The 12,057-nt window shown below is 40.4% G+C and carries 10 protein-coding genes; 5 read left to right on the forward strand and 5 right to left on the reverse strand.

Translation table 11 applies throughout. The features are described 5' to 3' along the window. Window positions 1–511: 511 nt before the first annotated feature. Window positions 512–706 (forward strand): hypothetical protein, encoded by a 195-nt coding sequence (locus tag ACEW8O_RS21650; protein ID WP_373496724.1) that lies wholly within the window; start codon window positions 512–514, stop codon window positions 704–706. On the opposite strand, the gene ACEW8O_RS21655 is transcribed toward ACEW8O_RS21650, so the two are convergent. The 4 genes from ACEW8O_RS21655 to ACEW8O_RS21670 all read right to left on the reverse strand — a co-directional run bounded on the left by ACEW8O_RS21655 (window position 703) and on the right by ACEW8O_RS21670 (window position 4,606). Continuing rightward, a complete protein-coding gene (locus ACEW8O_RS21655) occupies window positions 703–1,380 on the reverse strand; it encodes a porin family protein (RefSeq protein WP_373496715.1) in 678 nt (225 codons plus the stop codon). The two genes, ACEW8O_RS21650 and ACEW8O_RS21655, sit on opposite strands and share 4 nt — an antisense overlap. A gap of 459 nt (window positions 1,381–1,839) precedes the next feature. Then, on the reverse strand, window positions 1,840–3,288 hold the full coding sequence (locus tag ACEW8O_RS21660) for a hypothetical protein (protein WP_373496716.1): 1,449 nt from the start codon (window positions 3,286–3,288) through the stop codon (window positions 1,840–1,842). 39 nt (window positions 3,289–3,327) lie between these two features. After that, window positions 3,328–3,591 (reverse strand): hypothetical protein, encoded by a 264-nt coding sequence (locus ACEW8O_RS21665; RefSeq protein WP_373496717.1) that lies wholly within the window; start codon window positions 3,589–3,591, stop codon window positions 3,328–3,330. Window positions 3,592–3,721: 130 nt separating this feature from the next. After that, window positions 3,722–4,606, reverse strand: coding sequence for a helix-turn-helix domain-containing protein (locus ACEW8O_RS21670; RefSeq protein ID WP_373496718.1), 885 nt, complete (start codon window positions 4,604–4,606; stop codon window positions 3,722–3,724). A gap of 215 nt (window positions 4,607–4,821) precedes the next feature. On the opposite strand from ACEW8O_RS21670, the gene nudK reads away from it, so the two are divergent. From nudK to ACEW8O_RS21690, 4 genes are all read left to right on the forward strand, one after another. Then, window positions 4,822–5,403 carry a GDP-mannose pyrophosphatase NudK gene (nudK, locus tag ACEW8O_RS21675; RefSeq protein WP_373496719.1) on the forward strand — a complete coding sequence of 194 codons (582 nt, stop codon included), beginning with the start codon at window positions 4,822–4,824 and terminating at the stop codon, window positions 5,401–5,403. 322 nt (window positions 5,404–5,725) lie between these two features. Further along, the gene (locus ACEW8O_RS21680; protein ID WP_373496720.1) at window positions 5,726–7,765 is read left to right on the forward strand and encodes an Ig-like domain-containing protein; all 2,040 of its coding nucleotides are present in this window, start codon (window positions 5,726–5,728) and stop codon (window positions 7,763–7,765) included. Window positions 7,766–7,775: 10 nt separating this feature from the next. Continuing rightward, window positions 7,776–9,797 carry an OmpA family protein gene (locus ACEW8O_RS21685; RefSeq protein WP_373496721.1) on the forward strand — a complete coding sequence of 674 codons (2,022 nt, stop codon included), beginning with the start codon at window positions 7,776–7,778 and terminating at the stop codon, window positions 9,795–9,797. A gap of 214 nt (window positions 9,798–10,011) precedes the next feature. Further along, a complete protein-coding gene (locus ACEW8O_RS21690; RefSeq protein WP_373496722.1) occupies window positions 10,012–10,689 on the forward strand; it encodes a hypothetical protein in 678 nt (225 codons plus the stop codon). A gap of 30 nt (window positions 10,690–10,719) precedes the next feature. On the opposite strand, the gene ACEW8O_RS21695 is transcribed toward ACEW8O_RS21690, so the two are convergent. Beyond that, window positions 10,720–11,823 (reverse strand): hypothetical protein, encoded by a 1,104-nt coding sequence (locus ACEW8O_RS21695; protein ID WP_373496723.1) that lies wholly within the window; start codon window positions 11,821–11,823, stop codon window positions 10,720–10,722. Between the last annotated feature and the right edge of the window lie 234 nt (window positions 11,824–12,057).

Consider the following 12,057-nt stretch of genomic DNA (forward strand, 5'->3'; position numbering starts at 1 on the left):
AACCAGTGAACCTTGGTCTGACAATTTTTAAATTTAATCAAAACCGTCAAGGATTTACAGATTTCTTATATTTTGAAGTAGAATGTTTTGAAAACTGTTTGCAACAGACTTTTGGGATTGATAGTCAGTGTAATTATCACAAAGATGGGCAAGGTTGTCCTTCTTTTAGAGACATGTGGTTGGAAAGAAGTATGCTTCATAATAAGCTCTCAACATCTACTTTGCCGGATATCAACTTGTCTAATTACGTTCTCCCTTTTTACTGTATTCGGTCACCTGGAGAAAAAAAATTCATTTTGTTGTGTTCACAGAACCTTTTAATTTAAGAGCTGCATTCCCAGCCATTTATAAAGTTGGAGTTATTTAAAATAAGTAACCATGAAATATTCACCTGATGTATTATCCGTCCTATTTTTTTTATTTAGTCAATCAATTAAAAAACTATAAGACAATCTTTTAAATTAATGTTCACATGAAAAATTCTTTAATTAGGATTGGAAAATCCCTGTACATGGATGATTTATATGTGAAAACAAAATTCCGTGTGCTAGGTATAGAGACAGAATTGATAAACCAAATTATCGATTTAGCGAAGTCTAATAAGTGCCTCATTTCCCTTCATAAAAAAACCCGATTTTCTAGGAGACTATCTCTAGAAAATCGGGTTTTAGTTATTTGCCATCTTGGCACAAACAACAACTATTAGAATCCGAATCCAATATAGATTTGGGCTACCCCATTTCTGGAATTGTTGGTAAGCGTGCCGCCTAATCCTGATGATCCTACTTCACGCAAACCATGATTGTATCTTGCACCAATGGTTACATTACCTACATCGAAACCTAATCCTGCAAATACACCATAATCTATTGTATTGAAATCATCCTTGTTCATTTCAATCGGATCACTCGTGGAAAGATCTGAAGTCTGAAGATTTTTGACATTGGCGGAAATCAGATAAGACACATAAGGTCCTGCATGTAAATTCAGTGGGCCTAGATTTACTGCCAAAGCAATAGGCAATTGAATATAATTCAAATTGAATCTTACTTCTCCTTCCCTTATTCCCAAAAGACTTTCAACATCACTTCCACCGTAGGATACTTTGGAGCCTACATTCGTATAGAGCAATTCAGGTTGGATCGCAAGGAAATTGGTAATGGGTATCTTTGAGAAAATACCAAAATGTACTCCTACCTTCATATTTTCATCATCAACTGTAGGTTGGTCGACGAAGAATTGAGAGAAGTTTGCACCACCTTTTATTCCTATTCGTGGTCCTGGATTATCGCTTTGTGCGTATCCCTGTGGTGCAAAAATCATGAGAAGGGATGCAATTCCTATCCCAGTTAAAATTCGAAATTTTTGAAGCTTTTTCATGGTAATCTTTGTTTTCAAATGTTGGTTTTAAATTTTCACTATTTGACATAAAATAATAATTATCTTATGCCAATTATTAATCAAAAGTAATAATTCTATTTTTATTGAAATTTCACTTAAAAACTTATTATTATTAATTTTTACATGTCTTAAGATATTTCATCTAAAGTTTATCCCAATTAAGTATTACCCTTACCTTAGGAATATGTTAAATTAATTTCTTCCCTTTGACCATGAAAATTAAGATTCCAATTCTGCTAATATGCCTTAGCCCCTTGTTGTTGGCCAGTTCATGCAAATGTTTTTCTACTGAGGAATCTATTTCACCAATATGTTGGATACCTTGAGAGTAAAGTAATTCGTTAATGCAAAACTTTAGAAGATTGATTTTGACACCCCAACCCATTTAGGCATATTCGAATGCACTATTGTCGGTTATGTGATTTTGGTATCGCAAAATCAATTGATCCCATGCCATTTTTCCATGTGTTCGGCATGGGATTGCAGGTACGCCCCTTCTTTATAATACTTATCATAAAAATCAGTGTCGAGGTGATGGGCCTGCACAAAACCGGGCATCATTATGGTGCTGCGCAATCCCGGAAATTTGCCAAATTTTTGGTAGATGTATTGGGCCACTTCAGACATGCAATCGACAAAGTCCTGACTGTATGGCTCCACGGTTTCCTTCACCTTTTGGCTATCGCGCCACGGACCCATTGAATTGGGTTTATATGCCCCGTTTTTACCGAATTTCCTTTCCACAAAAACCTTGACAGCCACATGCATGTCCGGATAAAAGGGCGGGCAAAGCGCCTCATACACCCCTTTGAGTCCCACAGGGTTTGGAGTGACCCAGAGCTCGTCTTCAACAAACTCAAAACCGAGACCCGAAACACCTTCTTTGACCCGAGCACCCATGATGCTCATATCATCCAAACCGCTAAAATACAGTCCGCCCAAACCCATGGCCTGAAGCATCAATACCATGTTATGTCCTTTGAAACCTGTTGCCAGACAGGCACCTTCGCTCACGATAGTCAACAATTCGGATAAAGGAAACCTTTTTTCCGAATCGAGCAGGCCTGAACGGACAAAAGGTTCGAGGAATCCCGCAGGTTTTCCGGTTTCTTCGTCCACTATTATGGCCCCGTGCCTAACCATCAGCGCTATAATGCCGAGGCATTCTTCAGCTGTATCAGCCACTGGAATAAAAAGCGTTGAACCCGGTTTGTTGGCCCACCACAGATTGGGTGGAAGAATATGAGGAGGAGCAGAAGGCAGGTCCAGGCGGCCAGGTTTTATCTGCGTGGTTTGCCCGCGGCACTCGTTTACAATCTGCTGCAAAGCTTCCTCGCCATTTGTTAATGTTTGCATGCCGGAAGGAGTGGTGTCCCGGGTGTTGGTGCAGTAGCAGCCTTTGTCGTCCGTAAAAAACAAAGCAGGCGTTCCGATTCCCGCAGCCGTGGGGGCTGTGCGTCCGGTATAGCGTAGGGTAAACTCCGCATGGGCATTAGGCACAGGCGGAGCAAAGGGCACCCCAAAGTTCCAACCCGAAACCCCGGTGGCCGAGGCCACCAAGAGCATTTGCTCCTCCTCGGAAAGCGGAACAGGTTCCTTATCGGAACGATAAGCAAGGGGCCCGGTGGGAATCTCCATGCCCAGTCCAAACCTACGGGCACGTCTGCCAAACAGGGCGTTTAAAAAGGGGTATTGCAACAATTCAGCGAATGGTTTGGAAGTGTTCATGGCAGTCTGTTTTTTTTGGTTTTCTCCTTTGGTTTTGGTCAGGCCGAAAATGGAACCTATGCCCACAAATGGAAACGCAGTCATCAGGGTTGACAGTTTTAAGAACCGGCTCCTGTCCATCTTGAATTCCTTATTTCCATCTGGCTTTGAATTTTTCATAGGTGTTGGATTTTCGATTACAGCATATTCTCAAAAATATTAAGTTCCGTTTTGCGGAAGGCCAATGGCGTGTTCGGTCAAAACAGAGTAATATTGCTGAGTGCTCGCCTCGTTAAGTTTGTCATCGAGGTATTGACTGAGTCTTTCGATAGAAGGCGCTTCATACAGGCAAACAGCCTTGGTCAGATCCGGAGCGGGCAGGAATTGGTGTACCTGAAGTTCTTCGGGAAGGGGAAACACTGCTTTGGCGCATTCCTGAAACTTTTCCGGATTGTGGATTTGATGTTGGATTACAATAAACATGATTGCTATAATTTAAATGGTTATCAATGTGTTGTACCAGAACCGGATACTGAAAATCCAATCTTGAACAACTTACTGATACAAAATTAGCGAATGTCCAAAGGCCAGGCTTTGCTGTAAAGTCCGGATTCTATTCCCTGCGGACAATCGGCTCATCAGCATTGCTTTTTGTCAATTGTATGGGAGGCATGCCATACTTTTTCCTGAACACTCGGCTGAAGTGCGAGTGATTTACAAACCCTGCATCCAGGGCGGTTTCCGTCACGGATTTATCGGTATTTTCCAGTAGGTACTTGGCGAACTCCAGCCGCTTTTGGATAAGCCACTTTCCCGGAGATGTTCCAAACGCTAATTGGAATTCCCGCTTAAAGACAGAAAGGCTGCGGTGGCAGAGGCGGGCATATTCTTCCAGATTCATGGGATAATTGAAGTTGTCTTCCATCAATTCCCGTAGTGACGCAGAGTTGGAGCGGCAAAGCGAAGCATAATAATTGTTGAGTTTTTTGCAGTCTCCCCTCACAGCTGAGAGGATAATCAGTTCTTTGAACTTGAGCTCCATCAAAGTTGGTGAAGGATGTTCAGAAGTGGAGAGATAGGTATAAAAGGATCGAAAATAAGCCGCAAGCTCATCTTTGCAACCAAGCGTAAAAAGCGCCCCTCTCTGTGAAGTTGAAGTTTGGTTCCCGATTTCGATCCGGTTATCGAGCAGTACAGATCGGATAAAGGAATCTGGGACAAAAAGAACAATGGCGCAAAATTGGCTGTCAAAAAACTGAAAGACCGTATGAGCCCCTTTACTCACAAACAGGCAATCACCCCCTTTCACCAGTATTTCCTGATTGCGGGTAAGCCATTTTTTCTGCCCACTGATGACATAAATAAAATAGTTGTGATGCGACCAAATATCAAACCGGTGGATATCGAGCGGGCATTGATATTCGGCAAGCAGCAGGTCATTGACCTGAAGTCGCTTCACGGGAGGATGCTCTTTTATGAAATCAAAAAAGCTTTGCATTGTGCTCGGGGTGTTATCGGTTTGCCATAAAGGATGCTCTTATAAAGTTACCAATTATAAAACAAACCTCAAATCAGAGATTTCCCTAAACGCTCTGGATCTTAGGACTAAAAATCAATGGCATGTTTATAGGTGTTTGAAGTATTTTTTATTTTCTTTATTTCAATCGGACCGTAAAGGGCTATTGATCCGTGACAATTTAAATCATATTCCAAATGCAGAACAGAAACGTTAAAAATCTAAAAAAGGAACTCCTTTCCAACAATTGGTATCTATTGGAAAAGGTAAAGTTTGATCTCCTGTTAAATAACGGTCGCTGGGAATCCCAAACCAGAGAAGTCTATGATCGGGGTAATGGCGCTACTATCCTTTTATACAATAAGTCAAAAAGGTCAGTTATCCTGACCAGGCAATTTCGTCTCCCTACCTATCTTAATGGTAATCAAACAGGTCTCTTGATAGAAGCATGTGCCGGTTTGCTGGATGAGGACAATCCGGAAGATTGCATCAGGAAAGAAACGGAGGAAGAAACAGGCTATCAGCTTAAGGATGTACATAAAGTATTTGAATCTTATATGTCACCCGGGGCAGTGACAGAAATCCTGCATTTTTTTATTGCTGAATATTCCGATGAAATGAAGATAAGTTCCGGAGGTGGTCTTCAAGAGGAACAGGAAAATATTGAAGTATTGGAATTGCCATTCCAAACTTCCATGGACATGATCAAAACAGGTGAAATTAAAGATGCAAAAACAATCATGCTGCTACAACATCTTAAGATTCAAAATGTAATTTGAGAGAAATCACAAAATAGGTGGAGGCTAAAGTCTAAAAACCTATTTATTATGATTTTAAAAACAGTTAAATTATGTAAGTCTTTTATTTTTTTATATAACTTTTCGGTTGCGAATGCCATCACCTATATTCCAAATAAACCTGGAAAAAAGTTTATTAGGAAGCTTAAACCCACATTTCCTACCAAATTCAGATTTCATATTACCAATCGCATAATTCGTTATTAAAGCAGTTTAAATCCGTTTTTATTGCTTTCAAACTGGGTTTGTCTTTTTGGCAAAGTGCGATCACCCGGCAGAATCACTTAAAAAAAACCCAAGTTTTATGAAAACAGAATTAACAAAGAAAAGATTATGGCGGACCTTTTTGGTGGCCTTTTCTATTACGGCAATCTTCGGAAGTTGTCACGATGATTTTAATGAAACCCTTGGTATTTGTCCCGAGGTGGAGGCTACAAATCCTATAGATGAAGCTACAGGAGTAGAGATGAATAGGGTCATAGCAGTAACCTTCAACGGTAAGCTAAATCCTGCTACTATCACCGATCAATCCTTTAGTTTAAGGGTAATCAACACATCCGGTGCAATTGAATCCAGTGTTTCAGGCTCTTTGACTTATGATGATACAAACAACACCATGAGTTTTGTCCCGAATGCTCCTCTTGCCCCTAAAACAACCTACACCGGTAAAGTCGAACCGGTGGTGAAGGATTTAATGGGGAATGCTTTGCAATCGCCTTATGTATGGACATTTACTACAGGAGAATCCCCCACAGTGACAGCCACAGACCCTGCGAATCTGTCAACCGGAATCTCACTTGACAAGGCCATTAATGCCAAATTCAGTGCGAAAATGGACCCATTGACAATCAAAGCGTCTTCTTTTACTATAAAAAACGGAACAACCGCAATATCAGGAGAAGTCACCTACGTGGACAGCACAGCAACTTTCACTCCTTCAATCGATCTTTTGCCCGGGACCACTTATACAGGTACTATCAGTGTTGAAGCTGTAAATACAGATGGAATTCCGCTTGCAAACGAATATAGCTGGACCTTCAATACGACTGCAGTACCAACTGTACTCTCTGTAGATCCAGCAGATATGGAAACAGGCGTGATAGGAACTAAAGTTGTACGGGCCGTTTTCAGCGAAGCAATGGATCCTGTTACTGTAACGGGAGCTACATTCACTTTAAAACAAGGAAATACAACAGTTGCGGGAAAGGTAACCTATTCGGGGACCACGGCCTCCTTTACACCGAACAATCCGCTGTTACCTAACCTTGTTTACACCGCTACCATTACTACAGGTGCCAAGAGTACATCAGGAATTTCATTGGCGGCCAATTATGTCTGGTCATTTACTACAGCGCCCAGTGTAGCACCTACAGTGGTCTCAACTGACCCTCATAACAATGAGACAAACGTAGGATTAAACAAAGTGGTCAACGCTACTTTTAGTGAGGCTATGAATCCTGCTACGATTACCGCAATGACCTTTACGCTCAAGCAAGGGGCAAACGCTGTCAATGGAGCGGTAACTTATAACGGAACTACAGCGTCTTTCACTCCAAATAATCCCCTTTCCCCTAACCTTACCTATACCGGTACGATCACCACCGGTGCGCAGAACTTGACCGGAACAGCTTTGGCCAATGATTATATATGGACTTTCCAAACCGCTACTCAGCAATCTGCCTATTTTGTGGATCTTAAAACTGCTGGAAGATTTGGGATTTTCGCTGCTACAGGCATCAGCAATAATGCAGGATTCAGTGAGATCCGTAATCTGGATGTTGGAATTACTCCGGGTGCCCGTTCGTCTGTAACCGGATTCCCTCCGGCCATAATTGTAAACGGTGCCATTTATGCTGCTGATGATATTAATCCTGCAGGTGTAGCGGCCATGTTGATTCAAGCGAAAAGTGATCTGACAGCAGCCTATTTATTTGCTGAAGGAGCAACTTCCCCGGCCCCCGTCTCAGTAGCAGGTGATCAGGGAGGTAAAACACTCGCTCCGGGAATTTATAAAAGCAATTCCACACTATTGATCCAAGGAGGTGATCTGACATTGGATGCCAAGGGTGATCCCAATGCAGTTTGGATCTTTCAGATTGCCTCAGGCTTTACCACTGTAGGTGGAGCAGGTGGGAATGTTATCCTGAGTGGAGGAGCAAAAGCAGAAAACATATTCTGGCAAGTCGGAAGTTCTGCCACCATTGGGGACAATACCGCATTTCACGGGAATGTATTGGCACTGACTTCTATCACTATGAATTCCAATGCCACAGTTGTGGGCAGGATGCTGGTCATCAATGGAGCAGTGGTTATGACTAATACTAACATCATCGAGAAACCTTAATTCAAAAATCATGACTTCAACTACATATATTCAAAAGGGATCACTCACTGCGTGCTCCCCTAATACCCTCCTTCTCAAAGCCCTGATTTTTGGTGTTTTGATATTTGGAGCAGCTACTCAATCCGCGATTCAAGCGCAAGAGGATGAGTACACACGACCCTCTTGGCGGTTTGGAGCCGCAGCCGGAGCAAATTTTAATTTCAATCAAGGGACTACCCAACAGTTAAACTCAAGTTTGACTGTTCCGGCGGGTTTTAATCATGGCAATGGCATTGGCTTATTCCTTGGCCCTGTCATAGAATATCATCGCCCTGATTCAAGGTGGGGAATGATGCTACAGGCAGGATATGATAGTCGGAGAAGTAATTTCGACCAAATCACCACTCCTTGTAATTGCCCTGCTGATCTGTCAACTAACCTAAGTTATCTGACTGTTGAGCCGAGCCTTCGTTTTGCTCCCTTTAAAAACGGCTTTCATATTTATGTGGGCCCACGCATTGCATTCAACAGGAACAATGCTTTTACTTACCAGTTAGGGATCAACCCGGATTTCCCGGATCAGGCACCTACGCCTGAAGTAAACGGTGAATTCAGCAATACACATGCAAGTCTTGTTTCAATGCAGATCGGAGCAGGACATGACATTCAGCTTTCATCCCAAAAGAGAAAAGTACAAACAGTGCTTTCTCCATTTGTAGCACTTCAGCCTTATTTTGGACAAAATCCAAGATCTTCTGAAACATGGACCCTGACCACCGTAAGGGTAGGGGCAGCACTGAAATTCGGAAAAGGGAAGAAAATCCCTGTTGTTATACCTGCACCTGAACCTATTGCGGATCCTGTATTTGGATTTTCTGTCTTTTCTCCGAAAAACAATCCCGGGGCAACAAGTATCATAGAGACTTTTCCAATTCGAAACTATGTTTACTTTGATGCCGGTTCATCTGCCATTCCAAAGAGATATGTTACACTTGAAAAAAACCAGGTGAAAGATTTCAAGGCAGATCAGTTGGAAGTCTTTGCTCCCAAATCGCTTTCCGGCCGGGCCAACAGACAGATGATGGTATATTACAATGTACTGAATATCCTTGGTGACCGTATGGTGAAAAATCCTGGAACAAGTATCAAATTGGTTGGCTCATCAGAAAAGGGATCTCTGGAAGGAAAAGACATGTCTGAATCAGTTAAAAGCTATTTGGTAAACACATGGGGCATAAATGCTTCGAGGATTGCCACAGAAGGGCTTACGCAACCGAAAATCCCATCCAAAAAAGTAGGAGGAACCCGCGAGCTGAATCTTCTTCTGGCAGGTGACCGTCGTGTCTCCATTGAAAGCAGTTCACCGGCTTTGCTGATGGAATTTATAGGTGGTTTGGATGCCCCTTTGAAACCCGTCTCGTTGGTAGCACCGGAGGAAAGTTATGTTACATTCAATGTGGATGGAGCGCATGAAGCCTTCAGCTCTTGGGCATTGGAAGTCAAAGATTCACAAGGAAAAATTCAGCATTTTGGACCTTTTACGGGAAATAAAGTAAGTATGTCCGGGGAAACGATTTTAGGAAATAAACCGGAAGGAGATTATACAGTGACCATTGTAGGTCAGACTAAAACCGGTCAAACGCTCAGAAAAGAGACTCCTGTCAAGATGGTGCTTTGGACTCCTCCGACCAGTGAAGAAGGAAATAGATACAGTATTATCTATGAATTTGATGAAGCCAAAGCCATCGCCTCAACTGAAAAATACCTCACGGATATTGTCGCGCCGAAAATCCCAAAAGGGGGCACTGTTACCATTCAAGGTCATACTGATAACATCGGAGAAGAAGCTCACAATTTGGGTTTATCCTTGGAGCGTGCTAACGATGTCAAAAGTATTCTTGAAAAAAGCTTGATGAAGGCCGGAAGAAATGACGTAAAATTTGTGGTAAATGGATTTGGGGAGGATGAGAAAGTCTCTCCTTTCAGAAACAAGTTTCCTGAAGAGCGTGCTTATAACAGAACAGTGATCATAGATGTCACTCCAAGTAAATAAGGTTTACTGATCCCGGATCTTTAATTTTATTCTTTATATATAAAGACAATCCTGAAAAATCAGGATTGTCTTTTTTTTGGTGTGCCGTACATTGTAATTCAGCTACCCGGAGGAGGCCATTTCGAAGTGCTTCATAGTCGATTTCAGATATATCTGACTTTATTTCTTATGTGATCAAGAATACTTATTAACTTGTACAAAAGTTAAAAAAATTATGAAATTTCAAATAAAAATCAATTCTTTTAAAATTCTGGACGAGGTTTCAGGTTATTGGTCAACAGCGGATTATATTGAACTATTGGATCTTTTCGGTTTTCCTGATGCCGAAAGTGCGAGCGAAGATTCATTGAGAGAATTGTTGATGATGGCCATTACCGATTATGAACCCAATGAAGCTGCTGCCATTGTTTTGGAATATAAACTGAGTGATGATCTGAACAAGGGGCAGATAGAACAGATTTCCAATGACATGTTGCTGGATAAAATAGCCGAGGAATATCCCGAGATCAATCTCCACGGGACACTTTTTCATATCAACCAACTGTTGTTTAAGGCTTTTAATGGCAAATTTCCCAACACCAAAGCCAGTCAATTTGCGTGTACAATTACTCCTCTTGGAAAAGAAGAGAATATTGAGATGACAAAAGAAGTCACGCTCAAATTATTGAATGAAGGACTTTCTGACAGTAATCTGATCAAAAGATTGTTTGGAGATAAAATGACCGGAGATATTCCTTTTCCTGAAGCAGAAGATATACTTTGGGATCTGGCAATAACAGATGGGCATCATTTTAAAATTCTGACTTCAGAATATTGGTTGAGCCAAGATGATTTGATAGCGGAGGAATTTGAGGGGAATTATGAAAAGCCAGAGGAAACCGACGAAGATTAGTCTCTTTTCCCATCATCAAAAGTGTATGATTTATAAATCCCTGAGGCTTATATCATTTTTTCTTAACCAATTAAATAAAATAATATTATCGTCGTCTTCAATAAAAGTTTCAATCTTCTGACCAATCCCTTTTTTTGCATATCTTAAATCTTCAAGAATCAGTTCTTGAAGCTTACTATCTAATAAGTCATAATTATTATTTCTACTATTAATTCGCAAGGTGCAAATCGCCCTATTGAATTCATAAAATGGTTCTGGATCAGAACTGGTTCTGATACGAATTGCATAATTGAAATTTTCTTCTGCCTTTTCCCAGTTCGGCTTTTCCTGATCTTTCAATGCATACGCTAATTGTCCATAATAGTCATGTCTAGCTCTTTCAATGTTGGCTTCAATCAATGTTTCCAATACTGGAATTGATCTTGCCATTAAATTTCTATAAAATTTCCTATTTGACCGTCTGTTTAATTTCGCAAGTTGGAAAATTGCAGATTTACCAAAATCTGAAGCTTTGAAAATTAATTCACGTAGATTTAGATTTTTGATAAAAAGTTCATCTGATTGTGGAGAAAATAGTCTGCAAGTTCTTTCAATTGCTGCAGAATCTATATCAGCTTGATTCGTTAAACTATTAATGTAATTAATCGAATATTTATTACCATATATTTTCTCCAATTGCTTATTGAATTTCCATTTGAGATCTTCAACACTTGTGTAGACGGAGACATAGTGGTTTAGGTCTCTAAGTTTGTTCTTAAAGTCTAACATACTGATTATTTCATTATCAATGCTCCCGGTAGAAATATAAGCTTCTTTAAAATAAGTATAAATGAGAGGTTTCCCATCTTTTTTAAATTGATCAAGAGCAGCCTCAAATTCTTGATTAGTAAATTCTCCTACTTTAGTAAAAAAGAGCATTAAAAATATATCACAGCTTTTTGCTGCTTCATTATATCTTTCCTGTAGTCCTCTGCTAGCTATTGACTCTATAAAATTCTCCCACAATCTCACTTCAAATTGTATACCTCTGTTACCCCAGTCTTCATTAATTTGACTTATAAATATCTGGAAATCATCTCTGTCATCCTTTAATTCAAAAGATGAAGCAAGAAAAATAGTCTTTTTAATATCCATAAATATCCAATATTTAAGAGAATTTTATAAAGTATGTGGAGGTAATTGAATTTTATCAGTCCTACACAACAAAAAAACTCAAATGCAGTAAAGATGTAGTCGGTAATTGAATATGCACCAAAAATGGTAATCAGGAATACACCAAAAATGGCAACAGGAATGCACCACTTTGTAAATATACCCAGGTTAATTATTGTTTTCAAAGAAAGATTTTCTGTTTTCCATTCTATAACT

This window comes from Aquiflexum sp. (genome assembly GCF_041749095.1).
Lineage (GTDB): Bacteria > Bacteroidota > Bacteroidia > Cytophagales > Cyclobacteriaceae > Aquiflexum.

Bases quoted from the DNA above. Each gene is read 5' to 3' on its own strand.
- ACEW8O_RS21650 (WP_373496724.1), top strand. From the start codon at position 512: ATGGATGATTTATATGTGAAAACAAAATTCCGTGTGCTAGGTATAGAG.
- ACEW8O_RS21655 (WP_373496715.1), bottom strand. From the start codon at position 1,380: ATGAAAAAGCTTCAAAAATTTCGAATTTTAACTGGGATAGGAATTGCA.
- ACEW8O_RS21660 (WP_373496716.1), bottom strand. From the start codon at position 3,288: ATGAAAAATTCAAAGCCAGATGGAAATAAGGAATTCAAGATGGACAGG.
- ACEW8O_RS21665 (WP_373496717.1), bottom strand. From the start codon at position 3,591: ATGTTTATTGTAATCCAACATCAAATCCACAATCCGGAAAAGTTTCAG.
- ACEW8O_RS21670 (WP_373496718.1), bottom strand. From the start codon at position 4,606: ATGCAAAGCTTTTTTGATTTCATAAAAGAGCATCCTCCCGTGAAGCGA.
- nudK (WP_373496719.1), top strand. From the start codon at position 4,822: ATGCAGAACAGAAACGTTAAAAATCTAAAAAAGGAACTCCTTTCCAAC.
- ACEW8O_RS21680 (WP_373496720.1), top strand. From the start codon at position 5,726: ATGAAAACAGAATTAACAAAGAAAAGATTATGGCGGACCTTTTTGGTG.
- ACEW8O_RS21685 (WP_373496721.1), top strand. From the start codon at position 7,776: ATGACTTCAACTACATATATTCAAAAGGGATCACTCACTGCGTGCTCC.
- ACEW8O_RS21690 (WP_373496722.1), top strand. From the start codon at position 10,012: ATGAAATTTCAAATAAAAATCAATTCTTTTAAAATTCTGGACGAGGTT.
- ACEW8O_RS21695 (WP_373496723.1), bottom strand. From the start codon at position 11,823: ATGGATATTAAAAAGACTATTTTTCTTGCTTCATCTTTTGAATTAAAG.